At 46.0% G+C, this 22863-nt stretch carries 24 protein-coding genes; 1 reads left to right on the top strand and 23 read right to left on the bottom strand.

The window, feature by feature from the left end; all coding sequences use genetic code 11:
- Nucleotides 1-12: 12 nt before the first annotated feature.
- On the top strand, nt 13-1320 hold the full coding sequence (locus tag QTN94_RS10045) for an outer membrane protein transport protein (RefSeq protein WP_331427563.1): 1308 nt from the start codon (nt 13-15) through the stop codon (nt 1318-1320).
- A 71-nt stretch (nt 1321-1391) separates the two neighbouring features.
- On the opposite strand, the gene QTN94_RS10040 is transcribed toward QTN94_RS10045, so the two are convergent.
- The 23 genes from QTN94_RS10040 to sixA form a co-directional block, all read right to left on the bottom strand.
- Nucleotides 1392-2153: an MlaA family lipoprotein gene (locus QTN94_RS10040; RefSeq protein WP_331427562.1), complete on the bottom strand. Its 762-nt coding sequence runs from the start codon at nt 2151-2153 to the stop codon at nt 1392-1394.
- A 66-nt stretch (nt 2154-2219) separates the two neighbouring features.
- Complete coding sequence (ccmI, locus tag QTN94_RS10035) at nt 2220-3437, bottom strand: c-type cytochrome biogenesis protein CcmI (protein WP_331416378.1); 1218 nt, start codon at nt 3435-3437, stop codon at nt 2220-2222.
- Nucleotides 3437-3919 carry a cytochrome c-type biogenesis protein gene (locus tag QTN94_RS10030; protein WP_269377806.1) on the bottom strand — a complete coding sequence of 161 codons (483 nt, stop codon included), beginning with the start codon at nt 3917-3919 and terminating at the stop codon, nt 3437-3439. Before QTN94_RS10030 ends, ccmI begins: the two co-directional genes overlap by 1 nt.
- Nucleotides 3916-4470 carry a DsbE family thiol:disulfide interchange protein gene (locus QTN94_RS10025; protein ID WP_331416380.1) on the bottom strand — a complete coding sequence of 185 codons (555 nt, stop codon included), beginning with the start codon at nt 4468-4470 and terminating at the stop codon, nt 3916-3918. The genes QTN94_RS10030 and QTN94_RS10025 overlap by 4 nt, the downstream gene beginning before the upstream one ends.
- Nucleotides 4470-6428 carry a heme lyase CcmF/NrfE family subunit gene (locus QTN94_RS10020; RefSeq protein WP_331416381.1) on the bottom strand — a complete coding sequence of 653 codons (1959 nt, stop codon included), beginning with the start codon at nt 6426-6428 and terminating at the stop codon, nt 4470-4472. Before QTN94_RS10020 ends, QTN94_RS10025 begins: the two co-directional genes overlap by 1 nt.
- The gene (ccmE, locus tag QTN94_RS10015) at nt 6425-6910 is read right to left on the bottom strand and encodes a cytochrome c maturation protein CcmE (protein ID WP_269377811.1); all 486 of its coding nucleotides are present in this window, start codon (nt 6908-6910) and stop codon (nt 6425-6427) included. The genes QTN94_RS10020 and ccmE overlap by 4 nt, the downstream gene beginning before the upstream one ends.
- Entirely contained in the window at nt 6907-7113 is a 207-nt protein-coding gene (gene ccmD, locus QTN94_RS10010) for a heme exporter protein CcmD (protein WP_331416382.1), read from the bottom strand. Before ccmD ends, ccmE begins: the two co-directional genes overlap by 4 nt.
- Before the next feature lie 2 nt (nt 7114-7115).
- On the bottom strand, nt 7116-7868 hold the full coding sequence (locus QTN94_RS10005) for a heme ABC transporter permease (RefSeq protein ID WP_331427561.1): 753 nt from the start codon (nt 7866-7868) through the stop codon (nt 7116-7118).
- 102 nt (nt 7869-7970) lie between these two features.
- Nucleotides 7971-8639 (bottom strand): heme exporter protein CcmB, encoded by a 669-nt coding sequence (ccmB, locus tag QTN94_RS10000; RefSeq protein WP_331427560.1) that lies wholly within the window; start codon nt 8637-8639, stop codon nt 7971-7973.
- Nucleotides 8640-8641: 2 nt separating this feature from the next.
- A complete protein-coding gene (gene ccmA, locus QTN94_RS09995; protein ID WP_269377817.1) occupies nt 8642-9262 on the bottom strand; it encodes a cytochrome c biogenesis heme-transporting ATPase CcmA in 621 nt (206 codons plus the stop codon).
- Nucleotides 9263-9455: 193 nt separating this feature from the next.
- Nucleotides 9456-9950 carry a DUF2802 domain-containing protein gene (locus QTN94_RS09990; RefSeq protein ID WP_331416386.1) on the bottom strand — a complete coding sequence of 165 codons (495 nt, stop codon included), beginning with the start codon at nt 9948-9950 and terminating at the stop codon, nt 9456-9458.
- On the bottom strand, nt 9950-10444 hold the full coding sequence (locus QTN94_RS09985) for a chemotaxis protein CheW (RefSeq protein ID WP_004413313.1): 495 nt from the start codon (nt 10442-10444) through the stop codon (nt 9950-9952). Before QTN94_RS09985 ends, QTN94_RS09990 begins: the two co-directional genes overlap by 1 nt.
- Nucleotides 10445-10481: 37 nt before the next feature.
- Complete coding sequence (locus QTN94_RS09980) at nt 10482-11489, bottom strand: chemotaxis protein CheW (protein WP_331427559.1); 1008 nt, start codon at nt 11487-11489, stop codon at nt 10482-10484.
- Nucleotides 11482-12258, bottom strand: coding sequence for a ParA family protein (locus QTN94_RS09975; RefSeq protein WP_331427558.1), 777 nt, complete (start codon nt 12256-12258; stop codon nt 11482-11484). Before QTN94_RS09975 ends, QTN94_RS09980 begins: the two co-directional genes overlap by 8 nt.
- A gap of 9 nt (nt 12259-12267) precedes the next feature.
- Entirely contained in the window at nt 12268-13386 is a 1119-nt protein-coding gene (locus QTN94_RS09970; protein ID WP_331427557.1) for a protein-glutamate methylesterase/protein-glutamine glutaminase, read from the bottom strand.
- Between the two features lie 24 nt (nt 13387-13410).
- On the bottom strand, nt 13411-15606 hold the full coding sequence (locus QTN94_RS09965; RefSeq protein ID WP_331427556.1) for a chemotaxis protein CheA: 2196 nt from the start codon (nt 15604-15606) through the stop codon (nt 13411-13413).
- 9 nt (nt 15607-15615) lie between these two features.
- On the bottom strand, nt 15616-16335 hold the full coding sequence (locus tag QTN94_RS09960; protein WP_331416390.1) for a protein phosphatase CheZ: 720 nt from the start codon (nt 16333-16335) through the stop codon (nt 15616-15618).
- Nucleotides 16336-16374: 39 nt separating this feature from the next.
- Nucleotides 16375-16743, bottom strand: a complete 369-nt coding sequence (cheY, locus tag QTN94_RS09955) for a chemotaxis response regulator CheY (protein WP_006879571.1) — start codon at nt 16741-16743, stop codon at nt 16375-16377.
- A gap of 45 nt (nt 16744-16788) precedes the next feature.
- Nucleotides 16789-17523, bottom strand: a complete 735-nt coding sequence (locus QTN94_RS09950; protein WP_331416391.1) for an RNA polymerase sigma factor FliA — start codon at nt 17521-17523, stop codon at nt 16789-16791.
- Entirely contained in the window at nt 17516-18403 is an 888-nt protein-coding gene (locus tag QTN94_RS09945; protein ID WP_269377827.1) for a MinD/ParA family protein, read from the bottom strand. Before QTN94_RS09945 ends, QTN94_RS09950 begins: the two co-directional genes overlap by 8 nt.
- A gap of 13 nt (nt 18404-18416) precedes the next feature.
- Nucleotides 18417-19892: a flagellar biosynthesis protein FlhF gene (gene flhF / locus QTN94_RS09940; RefSeq protein ID WP_331416392.1), complete on the bottom strand. Its 1476-nt coding sequence runs from the start codon at nt 19890-19892 to the stop codon at nt 18417-18419.
- Nucleotides 19893-19921: 29 nt separating this feature from the next.
- Nucleotides 19922-22015, bottom strand: a complete 2094-nt coding sequence (flhA, locus tag QTN94_RS09935; protein ID WP_331427555.1) for a flagellar biosynthesis protein FlhA — start codon at nt 22013-22015, stop codon at nt 19922-19924.
- A 195-nt stretch (nt 22016-22210) separates the two neighbouring features.
- Entirely contained in the window at nt 22211-22675 is a 465-nt protein-coding gene (gene sixA / locus QTN94_RS09930; RefSeq protein WP_331427554.1) for a phosphohistidine phosphatase SixA, read from the bottom strand.
- Nucleotides 22676-22863: the final 188 nt, after the last annotated feature.

The following is a 22863-nucleotide window of genomic DNA, read 5'->3' as shown; positions in this document are numbered from 1 at the left end:
GCGAACATTACAATGAAAATGAATAAGACTCTCCTATCTATCGCAGTGGCGGGTAGCCTATTATCAACATCAGCGGCAGTAAACGCAGCAGGCTTCCAGTTAGCAGAATACTCAGCGACAGGCCTTGGTCGCGCATACGCTGGTGAAGCAGCAATGGCTGACAACGCAAGTGCACAGTGGCGTAACCCAGCCATGCTGACGTATCTAGAAGGTACTCAGGTTTCTACTGGTGCGATCTATGTAAATCCAAACATTGATGTTAACAGCAGTGTTGATGGTTCTAAGTCTGCTAGCCCTTTGCTACCAACTTCAAATGCTTCGTCATCTGACTTTGCACACGATGCAGTCATTCCTAATCTATACATTTCACACCGTTACTCTGATGAAATTGCAGTAGGCTTTGCACTAGGCACCAACTATGGCATGGAAACTAACCTAGGTGATGGTTTTGCTGGCTCTCACTTTGGTAACGAAGCGAGTGTTATGACTATGGAAGCCAACCTAAATGTTGCATACAAACTCAATGAGCAATGGAGCTTTGGTGGTGGTCTTCGCTATGTCATGGGTGAAGGTAGTTTTGGCGCGAAAGCACCTGAATACAACGTACTTTCTGTACCTCAAGGGACGACTCTCAAGTACATGGAAGGTGACGACACTGCATTCGGTTGGCAAGCAGGCACCGCATGGCAAATTAATGATAATCACCGTATAGGCTTCGCATATAAATCAGCCGTTAAACTAAACCTTGAAGGTTACGCCACAGGTTTAGGCTTTACTCCTGCTTTAGCTACCGCACGAGACAACGGTTCTATGAACCTAGAACTGCCTGCAACAGCTGAACTGGCAAGTTACCATCAACTAAATGATAAACTTGCCATCCACGCAAGCATCAATTGGACTGATTGGAGCAGCTTCGAGAAGCTTGAAGCTGAGCTTAATACTTACGGTACCAAGATGGTGAAGGAAGAAAACTGGGAAGATAACTACCGTTTCGCACTAGGTGCAACCTACATGATGAACTCTAAGTTAGCACTGCGCGCGGGTGCAGCATACGATACATCAGCGGTAAGTGATCAAAACCGTACAATCACAATCCCAGAGACAGATCGTACATGGTTAAGCCTTGGTGCTAGTTACGAAGTAACAAAGCAGTTCACTCTAGATGGTGGTCTAACTTACATTCTTGCTAAAAACGCTCCTATTAAAGAGTCACGTGGTTATGAGTCAGACAACGCTGCGCAGATGGTCGCGGGAGAGTTTGTTGGTGAAGTGAGCGGTAGCATCTGGCTAATCGGTGTACAAGCGAACTACACGTTCTAACCATTAGAAATATCTAGTAAAAAGGGCTTGGTCGATGACCAAGCCCTTTTTTATCAACAATATCCAGCGTTTTAGTACTCTTCGAGATACTCATCCAAAAACGCTTCTTGATCCTCATCGTAATCATCTGTCACGACTTCAGCTTTGAAGTTCTGACGCTGAATATAGCCATCACGAGTCAATGCATACGGGTCAGGCGAGTTGTCAAGCAGCTCTTCTTGGTTAATGAGCACTGCACGAGTCTCCATTCCTTCTAACGCCCATTTACCTAGCCCAGCCCAGATATTAAGAAAGGACAAAGGTACATACATACCATCGACAACATCTGTCGCTTCACGAACAGTCCATGGGCCGTAACCCGGAACCATAACGTAAGGGCCATTCCCTACCCCGTAATGACCCACTGCGTCACTGAACGCTTTTTCATTATGGTCAGTGATGCCCGCCTCTGATGCGATATCGATTAAACCCGCTAAGCCAAACGTGGTGTTAATCCAAAAGCGGTTAAAGTGGTCAAGCGCTTTGCTGCCATTACCCATCAACAGATTGTTAATCATGCTAGAGGGTTCATCGAGGTTGCCTAAAAAGTTACGGATGCCACTGCGAATCGGAGTTGGCACGTAATTTACGTAGGCCAAAGAGACAGGTCGTACGAAATATGGGTCTAGATAATCATAGTTAATGGTCCACATTGAACGGTTGAAACCTTCAATAGGATCATAGGCTTGTTGCTGGCTTAAGCCTTGCTCATCATCGGGAGGCGTGCTGGCACATCCTGACAAAGCTAACACTGCGCATAGTAAAATCCCTAACCGCGAGTTGATACTCTTCATTATTATAATTTCCATAAAAAAGGCCGGTGAAAACACCGGCCTACTGCAATGAATAACCTACAGCTATTAATACTGATTATTAATCATAACTTCAACTGGTTCACCCATTTTAACGGCTTCGCTCTCACCAAACCAGTCCCCTTCTTTCGTTGCAACGTTTCCATCACTATCGATGCGCACGCGAACCATTAAAGAATCAAGGGAAGAGAGCTTTCTGTCTTGGAGCATACTGTTACCATCGTCCAACACTACCGTTCTTGGGAAAGTGCCTAATGGGTAACGAGCAGCGGCGACCGGCATTGGTGAACCATCGGCAGAATGCACAGACACAATCAATGATGAGTTCGGATCAGCGTTCACACCAGCACCAAGCGAAATGCTTACCGCAACAGACTTGCCAGTACCAGCTTGTTGACCCATCTGCTTTTGTGCATTTTCGATACTTCTGCTTAGCATTTCATAACGGCTGTCTTCAGGACCAATCATCTGTTGCATAATGCTCCAATAACGAACCGCAGCAGCAAAATCTTTACGCTCGAATGAGTCAAACGCCAGTAAGGAGAAGACGCGCAAATCGACGTAATCTTGCTGAACAAGCTTACCGAGTATATTGCGTGCTTTATCCTGATCGACATCATCCTGTGAAAGCATCAACGCTTGCGCGTAACCGAGCATGATGTCGGTATTCTGAGCTTCGAGGTTGTACGCTTTTTTCATCGCACCAATCGCCGTATCGATATCTCGGTTCGCCAATGCGATACGTCCCAACAGCAGCCAGCCAGTAGAATCATCTGGTTGGTAATGTAGGCGGGTACGCAATGCTAACGTCAAATCAGCCATCTCGTCATCACTTAACGCTGTGCCTTCAGGAGACATCAGTTTCTTAGACAAGGCGGGTAAGTTAGCACTAACTTGCTGCCACTGCATAACGTCTTGCGAAGCACCGAACTTAAAGTAAAGGCCATAAGAGAGACCGATAACCAATAAGGCTGAAGGCACAATAACGGCCAGCGCAGAGGTGTTACTCTCCTGCTGTTTGACGTTATCTGCTGGAATATCGTCCAACAATGATTGCTTAAGATCTTCAATCAAGTCTTGCTGGTTGTCGACCAAACCTTCATCGGTTTCTTCTTCCAGCTCTTCAAGACGATCTTTATAAAACGCTTTGTTGAGTTCATCACGCAATTCAGCATCGTTGTTGTTCTTTCTTTTAATGAAAGGCATGGCAATCATGACAATGCTGATTGCAATAAGAATGACTGAAGCTATCCAAAATAGTGTCATTACTGCTTGTCTCCATCATTCTTTTCATTAAGCAGAGCCTTTAGGCGTGCTTCTTTATCGGCATCCCACTGCTGGCTATCGGCTTTTGTGTTGGTCTTGGTTTTGCGGCTTCTAATAAGAATGAAACCAAAACCAAACATTACCACGGCAATTGGACCTAACCACAAGATTGAAGTCGCGATTGTAAACGGCGGGTTGTAAGTGACGAAATTACCATAGCGAGCAATCATATAATCGATAATGTCTTGCTTTGATTTACCTTCTTTGGTCATTTCATAGACTTTTTGACGTAAATCGACAGCCAATTCGGCATTCGAATCCGCGATGGTATTGTTTTGGCATTTAGGACAACGAAGCGTGCCTCCAAGCTCTTTAAATTGCTGCTCTTGTTCCAATGTATCAAACTCATACACTTCAATTGCAGCATGGGCAGTCAGCGCAAACAGCAAACTGGTCGCGATAGCGAGTATCCACTTTTTCATTGCTTCGCCTCCGCCAACATTGCTTCATACATTGGCTTAAGCTTCTCATTCCAGTTACGCGTATTCACATCGCCAACATGGCGGTAGCGAATAATGCCATTTGCATCAATTAGGAATGTTTCAGGAGCACCGTAAACACCAAGATCTAACCCAAGCATACCGTTGCCATCGAACAAGCTGATCAAATACGGATTGCCTAAATCATTCAGCCAGCCGACCGCTTTTTCTCGATCATCTTTATAGTTCATACCAATAATCTTGACGCCTTGAGACGCCAGTTCATTCAGGTATTGGTGCTCTGCATAACAAGTAGGGCACCAAGTCGCCCATACGTTAAGTAGTAGCGGCTCACCTTTAAAGATTGCCTGATCATAAAGTTTACCCGGCTCAGCTAGGTCTTCTAACTTGAACTTAGGCACCTCTTTGCCAACTAAAACAGATTCCAGTTTAGTTGGGTCATCACCATGTTGGTTTTTTACTAGCTGGATGGCAAAGACTGCCACCAAGCCCAAGAACGCCACTAGGGGAATAAACAGAAACTTCTTATTCATTATGCCTCCTGCTTCTTCGCACTCTTTCTAAAGCGGTAACGTTTATCACTGATCGCAATTGCTCCACCAAGAGCCATCAATAACGAACCAGCCCAAATCCAGCGAACAAACGGTTTGTAGTAAATACGTACCGCCCAAGACTTGTTATCGTCTAAGCGTTCACCCATCGCTATGTAAAGATCTCGCGTGATTCCACGATCGATCGCCGCTTCAGTCATCATAGAGCGTGCGGTGGTATAGAATCGTTTCTCAGCATGTAAGGTGTTGATGTACTTGCCATCGCGAGTAATTTCAAAGTCAGCAATGTAACCATCGTAGTTAGGACCATCTTTGTCGCGTAGACCTTGGAAGTAGAAGTCATAACCTTGTATTTCAAAGTGTTCGCCTGGCGCAAGCCTTACGTCACGCTCGATGCTGTAGTTTTGCACCATCGCAATACCAATCACAGTAACGGCTAAACCAAGGTGACCAAGCATCATCGCCCAGTGGCTGCGTTGCAGTTTCTTCACCCCTTCGACAAACGAATGACGATGTGTCGCGCGTTGGTGAAGTTCGTAACCGTGTAGACACAGGATCCACAAAGACATGACCCAACCTAGGTAAGCCATAAACTGGAAACGTTCTGATAGAAGAACAACAAACACAGCAGCAAAGACCAGTGATACCACACCCGACACGAGCATCGGTTTAACTAGCCCAGACAAGTTGTCACGCTTCCAGCGGATCAGAGGACCGATACCTAACAGGAACGCAAATGGAATCATTAACCAAGCAAACAACATGTCAAAGAATGGCGCACCGATCGATACTGAACCTAATCCAAGCTGTTTGTGAACGAGTGGCAGTAACGTACCAACAAGTACGACAACTAGCGCCGCAATAAGCAGCACATTATTCGCAAGCAGAGCATTCTCGCGAGATACAAGTTCAAAGTTACCACGGACACGCACTGATGCCCCTTTCACTGCGAACAGTAGCAGCGAACCGCCAATCACAAAGACTAAGAAGCCTAGAATAAACATACCGCGAGCGGGATCGGATGCAAACGCATGTACCGAAACCAAGATGCCCGAACGAACTAAGAAGGTGCCAAGCAGACTCAATGAAAACGCTGAGATTGCAAGCAGTACAGTCCACGCTTTAAAGGTCCCGCGTTTCTCTGTCACAGCCAGTGAGTGCATTAACGCCGTACCCGCTAGCCATGGCATAAATGACGCATTTTCTACTGGATCCCAGAACCACCAGCCGCCCCAGCCAAGTTCGTAGTACGCCCACCAAGAACCTAGTGCGATGCCTAGCGTCAAAAATAGCCATGCGGCTGTAGTCCAAGGACGAGACCAACGCGCCCAAGCCGTGTCAAGACGACCTGTCATTAGCGATGCAATTGCAAATGAGAAGGCAACCGAGAAGCCTACATAACCCATGTATAGCATTGGTGGGTGAATGATTAAGCCAGGGTCTTGCAGAAGTGGATTCAAGTCACGGCCATCCACAGGGAAAAATGGCAATGTACGTAAGAACGGGTTAGATGTCAGAATAATAAACAGTAGGAAACCCACAGTAATCATTCCCATCACCGCTAAAACGCGCGCCACTGATTCTTGAGGCATCCCGCGACTGAACGAAGCCACTGCGACTGTCCAACCAGCTTGAATTAATACCCAAAGTAGAAGCGAGCCTTCATGAGCACCCCATGCTGCCGTCAGACGGTAGTACCATGGTAGCTGGCTGTTGGAGTTGCTGGCTACATAGTTAAGCGTAAAGTCATTGGTATAAAATGCCCACAGCAATACACCAAATGAAACGGAGAGAAGTAAGAACATGCCCCAAGACAGAGGTCTGGCGCTGTTCATCAATAGAATGTTGTTACGTGATGCCCCAGCCAATGGCAAAATACTTAGCAAGACAGCTAATGCCAACGAGACAATTAGGGCAAAATGTCCAATTTCAGCAATCATTGATCGCTTCCTTGTTTTTGTTGTTCAGTGTATTGAAGTGGCTCATGCGTTTTCTTCATTGCTTCCGCAATTTCAGGTGGCATGTACTCTTCGTCGTGCTTAGCGAGAACTTCAAATGCTTCGATAGTCGTCGCATCTTTCAGTACACCTTGTGCAACAATGCCCTGCCCTTCACGGAAGAGATCTGGCAGGATACCGTCGTACAGAATCGTTACCTTAGGGCCTACATCATGCAAATCGAATGAAACGCGCAGAGATTCTGCATCACGTTTCACTGACCCTACGACAACCATGCCACCAATACGGAGACGCTGGCCGACTTCAGGTTTAGTGCCGTCGGGTTTACCATTAACAAGTTCAGTCGGTGTATAGAAAAGATCCATATTCTGATTAAGTGCGTACAGCATCAAACCTATGGTTGCACTGATACCAACAAAGATCGCGACAACAATGCCGAGTCTCTTTTTACGTCTTGGGTTCATAGTGTGTTCTCCAAATTTTTAGCTGCTTCTATACGAGCTTGTCTATCCACTTTTGCTTGAACTTCATTAAGTAGCGAACGGCCACGACGCAGGCTGACAACCAGTAAAATCAGCATGGCACCAAACGTCACACCAAACGCTGTCCACACATATCCTGCATAGCCACCCATAGCAAAGAAGTCACTCAAAGATTCAAAATGCATTTTTAACTCCCTCTCTGAGATTTATCCGCCGCCAGCTTCACCACCCAAGGACGATGGGTCTCTTTGCTTATGATCTCGTTACGTAAGCGGATCATAGCCAGTGAACCAAAGAAGAAGGCAAAACCGAAAATGTTCAGTAATAGCGGCCAAAGCATATCGTTAGAAATCGATGGCTTTTCAAATTTTGTAATCGTTGCGCCTTGGTGAAGCGTGTTCCACCATTCTACTGAGAAGTGAATGATAGGCAGATTGACGACACCAACGATGGCAAGAATGCCCGCAGCCTTAGCCGCTGTTTTCTGGTCATCGAATGCATGGTAAAGAGCAATCACACCTAGGTACAAAAATAGCAGGATCAGTTCAGCGGTAAGTCGTGCATCCCATACCCACCAAGTCCCCCACATCGGCTTACCCCAAATTGCGCCAGTGATCAGAGCAATGAAGGTATACACTGCACCGATTGGTGCCATGGCCGATGCTGCCATATCCGATAAACGTACTTGCCAAACAATGCCGATGAATGCGGCTATCGCCATCGACATGTAGACACCCATAGACCAAATCGCGGCTGGTACGTGAATATAAATAATTCGGAAACTATCACCTTGCTGGTAATCAGAAGGTGCGTAGGCAAGCCCCCATACAGTACCGACAGATAAACATAGCAGTGCTAGTACAGAGAACCATGGCAAGAGCTTACCGCATAACTGATAAGCTGACTCAGGCTTGGCATAAGGATGGAGCCATTTCCACATTGTTGATCTCACTCTTACTTCAGGTTTGTCTAACTATTTGTTAAACAATTATTAGTTTTGTAATTTATATAAAGGGGAAAACTCGTGCTTGATCGAAATCATCTAATTTACACTTACTCGAAGTGCGGCACTGATTGCAAACGGGGTTAGCGTCATTGCTCCGATAAACATCGCGCCTAATATTGCTAATTGACCGTTGTACGCCATTCCCAATGAAGCGGCATCAATCGCTGATGTCGCAAAAATAAGGATCGGAATATAGAGAGGAAGAACCAATAAGCTCAACAAAACCCCTCCTTTTTGTAACCCCACCGTTAACGCCACACCAATCGCGCCGATAAAGCTCAATGTTGGCGTACCGACCAACAAGGTTAAAACAACCGCTGACCAAGTGTTGAAATCCAACGACAAGAGAACAGACAACAACGGGCTAATCAATATCAGAGGCAACCCTGTCAATAGCCAATGGGCAACCACTTTAGATATCACTACGATAGGCAATGGGACAGGCATTAGCATCATTTGTTCCAATGCACCGTCTTGGAAATCATCACGGAATAATCGCTCGAGTGAAAGAAGAGCAGAAAGTAAGGCTGCAACCCAAACAATACCTGCGGCTATACGGGCTAATAAATTTGGCTCAGGACCAATACTGAGAGGAAATAGAGTAATCACGATAATAAAAAACCACAGCGGGTTAAAAATATCGGCTTGTCGGCGAAAAGCGATAAGAAGCTCACGTCTGATAATGCTATTAATAGTGCCAAACATGGTTAATCACCCAATTTAATTTTTCTAAGTTTTGGGTTGTCTGCGAACATGTCTTGGTGGGTGGTAAGCATAACAATGCCGCCACTTTCCGCATGCTGCAAAAACAGTGATTCAAGCACCTTTACGCCCTGCTTGTCTATTGCAGTGAGTGGTTCATCCAGAATCCAAAGTTTATGATCGCTTAACCACAATCTTGCTAACGCTACGCGTCGTTGTTGTCCGGCAGAAAGCTGACCGACAGGAACATCTTCACGCCCAGCCAGACCCACTTTTGTTAACGCGTTATAAATTGTGTTTTTGTCATAAGGTTGACGTGAATGAATGCTTAGATAAAAACGTAGATTTTCGTAGGCAGTAAGCTCGCGTTTCACCCCAGTCTGGTGACCGAGAAAGAGTAAATCCTGGTGAAATAGATCCCGACTCGATTCAATCTCTTCACCATTCCAGCTTATGCTGCCGTTATCGCGATCACCAAGTCCGGTAATAATACGAAGCAGCGTGGTTTTGCCTGTACCATTTCTTCCTTCAACTTGAACTAACTCTCCGGAATTAATCGTAAAAGACAAAGATTCAAAGAGAACTCTTTCGTCTCTTATCGCTGTCAATTGAGATACTTCTAACATTTGTGGGATCACTAGATAAACTACGAAGGTGTATCTTACCACACCCTTTTCATCTCAAAACAGAATTAGACCTATACGAATCACGAAACTAAGTAAGAATCTGTTAATAATTAAGCATAACTCTTAGTAAATACCACTAAATGGTTACAAACACACATAAAAAAAGTGCCCTTAGGCACTTTTTCGTTTTTTGTTATCGTCTGCTACTGCGCTTTCGTTCCGCTGTTTTTCGTCTTTCGGGACTGCTTTCTAGCGGTGGTACCTTTTCCTTGCCGGCGATTTTATTTTGTAGCGACATCATAAGTTCCGCTTCGGCTTTCGGCAGTTCACACTCTTCAATCAACTCGTTGACGTCAGCACCGAGTTGAACCATCTTACTCGCCCGAGAATACAGGCGACCATCATTGTCCGCTTGCTCTAGTTCGGTAATACGCTCGTTTAAATGCTGAATGATATCCTGCTGCTCACTGACACGTTGCCCAAGTCCTACCACAACGGATCTTACTTCCAACAACTGTTTATTGGTTTTTTGCAGCTCTTTATCTAAATGGCGGTTTTGTTGACGAAGATGCTCAGACGAGCGCGTTTGTCCACGCTTTAGTCGTAATAACGCTAAGCCTAAAAACAACAATATTAAGGCTATCGCTCCGGCAATCACCGGAGCACTGGTCATCCAACTCGTATCCATTATAGGTGAGCCATCTCATCCCATTCTTCATCGGTCAGTAGCTTGTTAAGGTCTACTAGGATAAGCAGCTTGCCATCACGGTTGCTGACACCTTGGATGAATTTAGCACTTTCATCTGTACCAACGCTTGGCGTAGTGTCAATTTCAGATGAACGCAAGTAAACAACTTCAGCCACGCTATCAACCAGAATACCGATGACTTGATGCTCAGATTCGATAACGATAATACGTGTATTATCCGTGATCTCGCCTTCCATCAAACCAAAGCGTGAGCGGGTATCAATAACTGTTACAACGTTACCACGTAGATTAATAATACCTAACACGTAATCAGGTGCACCTGGTACTGGCGCGATTTCAGTGTAACGCAGTACTTCACGTACTTGCATTACATTGATGCCGTAGGTTTCTTCTTCTAGTTGGAACGTCACCCACTGAAGCACTTCGTCGTTAGACTGCTCTTTTCTTACTTCTACTTCATTAGTTTGAGACATACCTTATCCTCTCTAAGCCTAAATCGGCATAAATGTTCTAACTATCTAGTGCTTTGACATCAAGCCCTGCATTAAGCATAGCTATCAATGCTTCAACATGGACCAAAGCACACATTTTTTCTTTAACCATTCCAGCAAGCCATGGGCGTTTACCCGCGGTTTCTCGCCAGCGTACCATCTCAGGGTTCAATGACTCGGTACCCATCAACTCAGTGGATGCCAAGCCCCACATGCTCTCACCGAGCATGACTATGTACTGATATTTTTCTTTGTGACTATCGTCTTTGAGCTTTTCAGCCATCACCCATTTTGCTGTATCCACAACATCAAGCTGAGCTTCACGACTGGTCTGAAGGCCTAAATACCAGTCTGGGCGACCGATAAGATGGTTCAGTTCAGCAATGCGGTGGATACCGCCAAGTTCATCAAGTGGAACGGCAAAAGTGACATTATTCACGTCAAAATACAGAACCTGAAAATCGCTTTCCCGCTGAGTCGAATGCCAAGTGCCTAATCCATGATTGCCAGACTGTGTTTCAAGTTGAGGTTCAACGTCAGCGACGGTTTCAACATCCACTTGTGGCTGTTCAATTTCTACTTGAGGAGCGTCAAACTCTTGCTCAACAACAATGTCGGGCTCGGCAACAGTTTCAACCGCAACCTCTTCGATGTCCCACTCTTGAACTTCTTCGATCTGTGGCTTGGTTTGTACTTGAGCGATGTTGAGCGTATTTTTCTCCATCACTTCTTCAAGTTCTAACTCAGCGACAGGGTTGGTCGATTCAAGCTGTTTAAGCAGACGCTCGACATCATCTAACTTTGGTACTTCAATTTCCTCTGTTGGAAGACGGTAGTAACTCTTTTCTTCCACAGACTGAACTAACGGTTCTAACTCTATTGGCTCTAAATCAGGTTCAGGGACAACGGATAGTATTGATTCCTGCGTATCAATTTGTTGCTCGTCGCCTTCCATACTCTCTTCAAGAAGAGCAGAGAAGTAATCATCTAGCGCTTGTTCGCTTGAGAGCGATGAGTGGTTAGTCATCGATGGCCAACCTCTCTAGATGAATGAGCAACTGCTTGTAAGCAAACACGCCACGGCTACCTGAAGCAAAGTGCGACACCGGTAAGTGTTTTAAACTGGCATCTCTGAACTTAGTGTCTATCGGTACTGCCGATGACCAAACCTGACTTGGGTAATCTTTCTTCAACTGCTGTAGCGTCTGAAGTGAGGCGCGGGTACGTTTGTCATACATGGTCGGAACTATGGTGACCTTGAATGACTTATTGCGTGACTTTTGCATAATCGCCAGCGTACGTACCATGCGCTCTAGCCCTTTCATCGCTAGGAATTCAGTTTGCACCGGGATCAAAATACGATCACTTGCCGCAAGCGCATTGACCATCATAACGCCAAGAATCGGTGGGCAATCTATCAACACATAGTCATAGTGTCTTCTGATTGCCAATAACGCACGCTTGAGAATCAATCCCATACCACTTCTGTTGCCCATCACACGATCTAATGTCGCCAAAGACATGTGCGCTGGGATCAAATCGATACCTTCAATATCGGATCTCATCACTAACGGCATCACACTTTGCTCGGTGTACTCTTTTAGCTGAAACAGATCAAACAAGCTTGAGGCAACGGTGTCTGAATCGTAACCAAGGTAAGTGGTTAAAGACCCATGAGGGTCTGTATCAACTAAGAGAACTCGCTTACCTTGTTTACTAAGCAAACCAGCCAGCGTAATGGTGGTCGTCGTTTTACCAACCCCCCCTTTTTGGTTTGCTATGCTCCATACAATCATGAATGACCTCTATGCTAGACCGACTTCGACTAACATACGCTCAGCAATTCGATCCAGCGGTAAATCTTCGGTAGAGATCCCCGCTTTTGCAACGGCTTGTGGCATGCCATAAACAACACAGCTTTCTTCATCTTGAGCCCAGATTGTCGCGCCTGCACTTTTCAGCATTCGTGCACCTTCTCGACCATCCGCACCCATCCCAGTCAACACCATTGACAGAACTTGGTTAGAGTAAATCTTAGCTGCGCTACCAAAGGTGACGTCCACACATGGTTTGTAGTTCATGCGGTCACCACCATCAATGACACGTAACTTGGCGGATCCAGGACGACCTTCAATCATCATCTGCTTACCACCTGGCGCCAAATAAGCGACACCCGGTTTTAATACATCGCCATCTTCCGCTTCTTTCACTTGAATCTTACATAGCGAGTTCAATCGGCTAGCAAAAGCGGCAGTAAATGTCGCTGGCATATGCTGAATGAGAACAATGGGATGAGGATAATTGCCAGGTAATTGTGTCAATATTTTTTGTAGCGCGACAGGGCCACCCGTGGAGGTGCCTATCGCCGTCAATTGATACTTCTTACCGCTCGCTTTAAATCGGGTTGCAACCGATGGTCTTGCCGCTGGCGTCGGAGCTGGACGAAGTGGTGTACGTCCTGTTGCCGGAGCCGGAGCTGTCGGCTTCGTCACCGCTGGTCTAACAACCGCACGTCGCATTGAAGCACGTTTAGAAGCAATCTGAATGACGCGCTGTTGTAGCAAGGAGACGGCTTCGTCACGGTTACGCGCAATGTCTTCAAACTTTTTAGGTAAAAAGTCTAACGCTCCCGCTTCAAGCGCATCTAACGTTGCCTTCGCACCGTCATGAGTCAGCGATGAAAACATTAAGATAGGTACAGGACACTTAGCCATAATATCTCGAACGGCGGTGATGCCGTCCATGACCGGCATCTCTATATCCATCGTTATGACATCTGGCTTGATAGTTAACGCTTTTTCAACCGCTTCCTTACCGTTAGTGGCAACATCGATGACCTCCAACCTTGCCTCAGCGTTAATTATTTCACTCACGCGACGACGGAAGAAACTCGAATCATCAACTACTAATACTTTGATCGCCATATTTGTCCTTCTATATCTCGCGATTTAGATTCGCGAAGCAGCGGCATACTGCTTAAGCAAATCTGGTACATCTAGAATAAGTGCAATGTGACCGTCACTTGTGATTGTCGCACCCGCCATACCCGGCGTTCCTTGTAGAAGATTATCTAGAGGTTTAATCACGACTTCTTCTTGACCTATCAAGGTGTCGACGACAAAACCAACACGCTGGCTACCAATTTGCACAATAACCACATGACCATGGCCTTTACGCAGTTCAACTTTACCCGCTCGAGGTGCCAGCCAATTTTGTAGATAGAACAGTGGAATAGATTTCTCACGAACGATGATTGTCAACTGACCATCAACAACGTTTGTACGGCTCAGGTCTAAATGGAAAATTTCATTCACACTCGCTAACGGTAGTGCAAACGGGTGACCCGCAACGCCTACCATTAGAGTTGGTAGAATCGCCAGTGTTAACGGTACCTTGATAGTGATCTTGGTGCCTTTGCCCATTTCTGAGTCAATATCGATAGAGCCATTGAGGGTATTGATCGCCGTTTTCACTACGTCCATACCTACACCACGACCCGAGATATCGGAGATTTGCTCCTTACTCGAGAAACCAGGCATAAAGATGAGGTTGAAACACTCTTTATCCGTCAATCGTGATGCTGCGTCTTCGTCCATCATTCCGCGTTTAACGGCGATGCCACGAAGTTTATCAGGGTCCATACCACTACCATCGTCAACGATAGCCAGTTCAATATGGTCACCTTCTTGAGATGCAGATAGGATCACTTTACCTGTTCTTGGTTTTCCTGAAGCAACGCGCGCTTCTGGCATTTCAATGCCGTGGTCAACTGAGTTTCTCACCAAGTGAATCAATGGGTCCGCTAGCGCTTCAACAAGGTTTTTATCAAGATCTGTCTCTTCTCCACGCATCTCTAACGTGATGTCTTTGTTCAAGCTACGTGCTAAGTCGCGGACAACGCGTGGAAAACGGCCAAATACTTTTTTGATTGGCTGCATACGCGTTTTCATGACCGCGCCCTGCAGGTCAGCAGTCACTACGTCTAGGTTTGCTACCGCTTTAGACATCTCTTCGTCGTTGCTATTCAAGCCTAAGCTGAGCAGTCGGTTACGTACCAATACCAATTCACCCACCATGTTCATGATGATGTCTAGTGTCGAGGTATCAACACGGACGGTCGCTTCTGCCTGAGGCTTTTTAGCTTGAGTCGCCGGAACTGGGGCTTCTTTCTTCGTTGGCGGTTTAGGTTGTTCTTTTGGCGCAGTCGCTACCGCTGGTTGTGGCGCCGCAGCTGGTTTGACAGGGGCAGCCGGTGCAGGGTTAGCGGCAGCAGGCTTAGTCGCCGCATCTAGCTCTTCAATTGACGGGCCTTTGCCTGAACCATGAAGATCGTCAAGAAGTCTCTCAAACTCTTCATCAGTCATTAGATCGCTATCGCCAGCCATAGATGGGGCTGCTGGCGCAGGCGGCGGGGTCGGAGCTTCACTCTCTCCTGGCGCTTTACCTACACCGTGTAATTCATCGAGCAGTTTCTCAAATTCATCATCGGTGATATCACCACTCATATCTGCACTCACCGCAGGAGGTGGCGTCGCTGGTGCGGCTGGTTTGCTGGCAGATGTGCCAGGAGCACTTCCTGCACCGTGAAGCTCATCTAGCAGTCTTTCGAATTCGTCTTGAGTAATTTCATCAATAGATCCCGCAGAGACGTCAGCTTTAGGTGCCGATGTTTCAATGACGGGCTCAGGGATAACAGGCTCGGCTTGAACGGTTTCTTCAATAACAGGGGGAGCGGAGACTGCTTCATCAGCGGATGCAGGCTTGCTTAAGCGATGCAATTCATCCAACAGATCTTGTTCTGCACGTGGCAACGGTTCTCTATCTTGTACAGCTCGGAACTGTTCATTGACCGTATCCAGCGCTTTAAGCATTGTATCCATAAGGCTAGCATCAACGTGACGCTGGCCATTACGCAGGATATCGAACACGTTTTCTGCACCGTGACAAGTATCAACGAGTTCAGTCAACGACAGGAACCCGGCACCACCTTTAACAGTATGGAAACCACGGAAAATGGCATTTAATAGATCTTTATCTTCAGGATTATTTTCTAGTTCAACCAACTGCTCTGAGAGTAGTTCTAGAATTTCTCCCGCTTCGACTAAAAAGTCCTGAAGAATGTCTTCGTCTAAATCGTAGCTCATATGTTACCTCTAAAACCCAAGACTTGAGAGTAAGTCGTCGACTTCGTCTTGTGATGAAACCGCATCATCCCTTTCTTGAGGATTAAGGATAGGTCCCTCAGGGTCTGTCGATGCTTTGTTCTTGTTATGTGCACTTTGTTCCAACTGACTAGAACCAAACGCAGTCAGGATTTCGACTAATCTACCTTCAACTTCGTTGACTAAGGTAATCACACGTCGAATGATCTGCCCGGTTAGATCTTGAAAGTCTTGAGCCATTAGAATCTCTGTTAGCTGTCCCCTAAGTTCAGAGCTATCACCTTCCACTTCCCCTAACAGGTCGTCGATTCGGTGACACAGAGCTTTAAATTCGGCGAGCTCTATTCGACCATGCATAAGTTCATTCCATTGAGGACGAACTTGCAGAAGCCCATTATGCAGGTTGTCCGCGATGGGTAGACAACGGTCTACTGCATCCATGGTTTTATTCGCGGCAACTTCGGTCTTATCAATGACGTATTGGAGGCGATCCCTTGCATCTGGGATTTCGTCATTGGCGATCTCGCTCATTCGCTCATCAACGCTAAAGTGTTTAATTGACTCATGTAAGTCACGAGTCAATTCCCCAATTTCTTGTAGCATCGGATTTGAGATGTTTTCGTATATGCCTTTAACAAGAAGATCCGCTTCTTGTTGTTGACCATCTTCTAATAGCTCGACGAGCTGCTTTGCCTGTTCTAATGAAATCATTCTGAATTGGCCTTTCACGCTATTCAGTCAATACCTTGACTATAAGCGCTCAAAAATCTTATCTAGTTTTTCTTTTAATGTAGCAGCAGTAAACGGTTTAACGATGTAGCCGTTAACGCCCGCTTGAGCAGCTTCAATGATTTGCTCACGTTTAGCTTCCGCCGTGATCATCAACACTGGTAAGTGTTTTAGCTCATCGTCAGCTCGAATATGCTTTAGAAGGTCAATACCTTGCATACCTGGCATATTCCAGTCTGTCACGACAAAGTCGAACTCACCTTTTTTTAACATAGGTAACGCCGTTAAGCCGTCATCCGCTTCTTGGGTATTATTGAAACCCAAATCACGAAGTAGGTTCTTAACGATACGGCGCATTGTTGAGAAGTCATCAACAATAAGGATCTTCATGTTTTTATTCAAAATTGCCTCCACTGAGTTCGAGATCAGTGATTTTTACTCATTATTTGTCCATGCACTCAACTTTGTGCGTAGACGCTGCATTGATTGGCTTAGTATTTGGCTAACGCGTGACTCGCTAACACCAATTACTTCACCGATCTCTTTTAAGTTTAACTCTTCATCGTAATAAAGCGAAAGTACTAAAGCTTCTCTCTCTGGTAGAGATTTAATCGAGTCTATCAAGGCCTTGCGGAAATATTCATCAGCGACACCCTGAAAAGGTGCATTCTCTTCGTCACTATCATCGGAAGTAATGACGTCTTCTGAAACTCCAAGGTCTTCAATCCCGACCAAACGTGAACAGTTAATATCCGTTAATATCGTATGGTATTGCTCTAGGCTAATGCCCATGTGCTGAGCGACTTCTGTATCGCTGGGGTCACGGTTTAATTGCCCTTCTAACTCTGCAATGGCTTGGCTTACTTCTCGGTTGTGCTTATGCACTGACCGAGGAACCCAGTCTCCACGGCGAATATCGTCGAGCATCGCACCGCGAATTCGGATACCCGCATAAGTTTCAAAGCTCGCCCCTTTACTACCGTCGTAGTTTTTCTGGGCTTCGAGCAATCCGATCATACCCGCTTGAATAAGGTCTTCTACCTGCACACTTGGCGGTAATCGCCCTAGCAAATGATGAGCAATACGTTTCACCAACACCGAGTATTTCTCTAAAAATACCCGCTGACTGTTTTGGTTTGCGTACTGTTCATAGGTCAACGCCTTATTCACCAAATGGTTCCTCTAACATCTCTGGTCTATTCAGTAAGCGTTCGACAAAAAACTCAAGATGTCCACTCGGTGTTTTCGGAATTGGCCAAGTTAGTGCTTTGCTTGCCAATGAGCCGATTGCTAATGCCGCTGGAGATCTTGGAAATGCGTCGACAACAATCTTTTGCTTTTTCACTGCTTGTCTAACTTTATCATCCAACGGAATACATGCTACGAGCTCAAGGCTCACATTCAAGAATCGCTCTGTGACCAAGGTCAACTTTGCGAACAATTCTCTTCCTTCTCGGTAGCTTCTGACCATATTTGCAACAATTTTAAATCGTTGTACCTGATGGTCTTTGCTCAATAGTTTAATTAAAGCATAAGCATCAGTGATCGATGTGGGTTCATCACAAACAACCACAACCACATCTTGCGCTGCACGAGAAAAGCTGACAACCATATCGGAAATACCTGCTGCGGTGTCAATTAGTAGCACGTCCATTTCATCTTCCAAGCTACCAAATGCTCGGATCAGTCCAATATGTTGTGCGTGCGACAACTCTGTCATCGATTGGGTACCGGAGGTTGCTGGAATAATTTTAATTCCATGCGGTCCTTCTACAATCGCATCTTTGAGTTCGCATTCACCAGCAAGAACGTGGCCAAGGTTTTTCTTAGGTCGAATGCCAAGCATTACGTCGACATTAGCCAGACCAAGGTCCGCATCGAGTACCATGACTTTCTTACCTTGGCGAGCCATCGAAATAGCCATTCCCAACGTTACATTTGATTTACCAACACCGCCTTTACCACCCGTCACTGAAATGACCTTTGTTAAAGAAGGCTGCGTTAAACGGCGCAATCCGCTAGCTTGGTCTTGTATCATATTCTTCGTCATAATCGTCCGCCGCCTAGAACCTCTCCGCTTCACTATTCCAGTAGTGAGGTTCATCATCTGTCGACTTCTCAAGTAATTCATTTGCTTTAGCGACCATATATTTTGGTTGCGCTATAACAATGTCTTCAGGCACTCGTTGTCCATTCGCGATATAAGCCACTGGCAGCGCGTTTTGCACTGTGACACTGACAAACTCACCTAAACTCAGTGACTCATCTAGCTTAGTCATAATGCATCCAGACAACGGGATACGTTTAAAGTGATCAATCGTTTCCTGCAGTACTTTTCGCTGTGCAGTAGCAGGTAAAACTAGGTAGCTGTGGATCATCTCTCCACTCTCATGCATCAAGGTGTCTAATTGTTCCGACAGTCTTACATCACGCTGACCCATACCCGCCGTATCAACAAGAATTAGGCGACGATTTCTTAACTGATATATTACATCGGCTAACTCTTTGGAATCTTTAGCGACTTTTACTGGACATCCCATAATTCTTCCATAAATCGCAAGTTGCTCATGCGCACCAATACGGTAAGTATCCGTTGAAACCAACGCAACGTTATCTGCGCCGTATTCCATCGCGGCTCGCGCAGCTAGCTTGGCCACTGTGGTTGTTTTGCCGACACCTGTTGGACCTAACAGAGCAACAACGCCTCCTCGTTTAAGGATATCTTGCTTAGCAATAGGAATTTGATCGGACACTAGCCCCAGTAACGCCTTCCATGCCTTGGTTGGTGGCGTATCTTCTGGGATATAGCAAGCTAACTGGTCAGCAAGATCAGATGACACGCCCATGCGTTCAAGACGTTTGATCAACATAGCACGCAAAGGTTCTCTACGTTCGACCTCTTGCCACATAAGTCCCGAAACCTGATGTTCTAAAAGACGACGAATAGAGGTCATCTCTTCTTTCATCTCTTCTAGGTCTTCGTTGGCGACGACGCTTTCAGGCTGTCGGGAACGCTCATAACGAGTTGGATCGAGCTTTGCCGCTGGCTTTTGAATTCTGCGGTCTTCAGCAATCAATCTTGCTAAAGGCGAATCTTGCTGAATTTGAACATTTTCGCGATCACCATAACGCGCTGCATTTTGACGTTGTAGCAGCGCCGATAGGGAGTCTGGATTGCTCTCCTCATCACGACCATCCGTTGCCGATTTACCATTGCTGTATTGTTTTAGCATGCTAGCAAAACGCTTGGTCATGGATCGACCAGAATCTGCTTGCGATTGGAGGCTGACTCGGTCTTCATCTAACGTTCTATTCGAAGCAGGCAAACTCGCCGGAGCCTGACGAACGGGTGTATGCCGTGGATTCGAGTTGTAGCTGTTACTAGAACGATTCGCTCCATCGCCATCAACCGCGGCGACGATTTCTACTCCACCCGCGACTTTTTTGTTCGACATGATTACCGCATCATCACCAAGTTCTCCTTTGACTTGGAGCAGGGCTGTGCGCATGTCTTTGGCAAAAAATCGTTTAATTTTCAAATTATATTCCGTATATCAACGCATTAGAACTAGTTGCCGACAGCTTGAACAATGCGAATTTGTTTCTCGTCAGGGATTTCTTGATAAGAGAGTACTCTTAACGAAGGAATCGTATTTTTGACAAATTTGGCTAATGTAGAGCGTAGTACACCTGATGTCAGAAGGACTGCTGGCTCGCCTTTAAGTTCTTGCTCTTGTGTTGCATGACTTAAAGAAGATTGTAGTCGTTCTGCGAGACCTGGCTCAATTCCTGCGGATTCTCCTCCAGACGCCTGCATGGTCTGATGCAAGAGTTGTTCCAGCTCAGGAATAAGGGTAATTACGGGCAACTCTGGCTCTATGCCATTGATTTCCTGAACAATTAGTCGCTTAAGCGCAATACGAACAGCAGCGGTCAGGATGTCAGGTTCTTGACTCTTACTTGAGTATTCGGACAAGGTTTGAACTATGGTTCGGATGTCCCTGATCGGTACCGCCTCATTGAGTAGATTTTGCAGCACTTTTACGACAACACCCAATTGAAGCTGGTCTGGTACAAAACTCTCCACCAGCTTAGGCGTGCTGCGTCCGAGCATTTCGAGAAGATTCTGCACTTCTTCGTGACCAATGAGCTGAGATGCATTATTGGTGAGTAGTTGACTCAAGTGAGTCGCCAGTACGGTTGACGAATCGACAACGGTATATCCGAGCGCCTGTGCATGCTCTCGTTGCTCTTCACGAATCCAAACCGCTTCGAGGCCGAACGCTGGGTCAATCGTCGGCTCTCCGTCAATCATTCCATAAACTTGGCCAGGGTTGATTGCCAGTTCCATATCCGGTCTGATTTCTGCTTCACCTACCGCGACACCCATAAGGGTAATTCGATAGCTGTTCGGTGTCAGCTCAAGGTTGTCACGAATATGTACTGCTGGGATTAAGAAACCAAAATCTTGAGAGAGTTTTTTTCTTACCCCTTTAACTCGTTCTAACAGCTCACCACCTTGGTCTCGGTCAACAAGCGGGATCAAACGATAGCCGACTTCAAGCCCAACAATATCGACGGGCTGAACGTCATCCCATGACAGTTCCTTAGGCGTTGGCGAGTCTTGTTCGGTCGTGGTTGGAAGTGATGTTTTTTCCGCAGCGCGTTTCTGCTTGTAATTAATCCAGTATGCGCCGCCCGCAGCCAACGATGCCAATAACAGGAAAGCAAAGTGCGGCATTCCCGGTACAATCCCCATCACACCAAGAATACCAGCGGTGATCATTAGTGCTTTAGGGTTGTCGAACATCTGGAACACGACCTGTTGGCCCATGTCTTCATCGGTATTTTGGCGCGTCACCATAATCGCCGCTCCGATAGAGAGCAATAGCGACGGTATTTGAGCAACCAAACCATCACCGATCGTCAGTAGCGTATAGATTTCTATCGCTTCGCCAAAGCCAAGTCCGTATTGCACCATACCAATCGACAAACCGCCGATGATGTTGATGAATAAGATCAAGATACCCGCTATCGCATCACCTTTAACAAATTTTGACGCACCGTCCATCGAACCATAGAAGTCTGCTTCTTTGGTGACTTCCTGACGTCTTGTTCTTGCTTGGTCTTGGTCAATCAGGCCTGCATTAAGATCGGCGTCGATTGCCATTTGTTTACCCGGTAACGCGTCCAAGGTAAAGCGAGCACTAACTTCTGAAATACGTCCCGCACCTTTAGTAACAACCATAAAGTTAATGATCATCAAAATGAGGAACACCACCAAACCGACCGCATAGTTACCACCGATAACGACACTACCAAACGCTTCAATGACGCTACCTGCGGCGCCAGCACCTTCGTGACCATAGAGTAGAACAACACGAGTTGAAGCTACGTTAAGAGCAAGCCTCAAGAGGGTTGCAATCAGCAGTACGGTAGGAAAAGCAGCAAAATCGAGCGGTCTGCGGGTGTAAACCGTCACCAGTAGTACCACCATGGCCAACGCGATGTTGAATGTGAAAAACAAGTCGAGCAGGAAGGCAGGAATTGGCAATATAACCATCGCCAACGTAGACAAAACCATGACTGGTGCGCCAATCGCTGGCATAGCACGTTGTGGAATCGAAGGCAGCTTGTCAGCAAACGGCAGGGAAAACTTCATAGTTAGGTAGCTACAATATTAGATAAAAAGAACAATTTGGTTTGACTATGCAATATCCAGTCCATTAATCCTGTCAAATTTATGGCTGAGGAATGGGCAACGAAACACCTACAAGGTTGACGCGAAGAGACGTTAGGCATACACAACGACCAAATTCAAAAAAACTGGGCTGTAGTACGCCACAAACGAACTGAACTATGGGTGGATATTAAACGTCAACTCGCCAGTTAATTTCTGCGGCGAGTAGTCAATAGACACGAGACCCGATGTCGGAAACATTGGCGGAATCATATCCGTAACAAACTCAGCGGTTAGATAACCAACGAGAGGAAGGTGCGAAACAATCAGAACACTCTCCAATTTGTCTAGTTCAACCAATGCAGCAACGTAATCGGCTACCTGTTCAGAATCACCGTAAGGGGTGATGTCTGGGCATGTTTCTACATGATCAGTTGTGAAGCAAGCTGAGATTTCTTGCCAAGTTTGCTGCGCTCTAATGTAAGGGCTTACAAGTACTCGATCAAAGTGAGCAAAACCTTTATCCGCACAGACTCGGGCTACCGCTAGAGATGCACTTCTGCCGCGCTCCGTCAGCTCTCGTTGCTCATCACTTTCAGCAAAATGTTCCGCTTCTCCATGACGCATAATGAAAATTTTCATGGCTTATTCCTAATGCTATCCCCGCATTACACATCGATGCGGTTATTGTTATGTGGCTGCTTGTATGGCAGCTTGATTTATTATTGTGTGACGATGTTTCTTAGCCACGATAGTTTGTTGAGCTATGAATAATTATATCAACTCCAAGATGAAAGACTCTGACTTTCTTAACACTCTTTAAAGTCAGA

The organism is Vibrio sp. M250220 (genome assembly GCF_036533795.1).
Lineage (GTDB): Bacteria > Pseudomonadota > Gammaproteobacteria > Enterobacterales > Vibrionaceae > Vibrio.
This window is presented reverse-complemented; position numbering and strand designations above follow the sequence as displayed.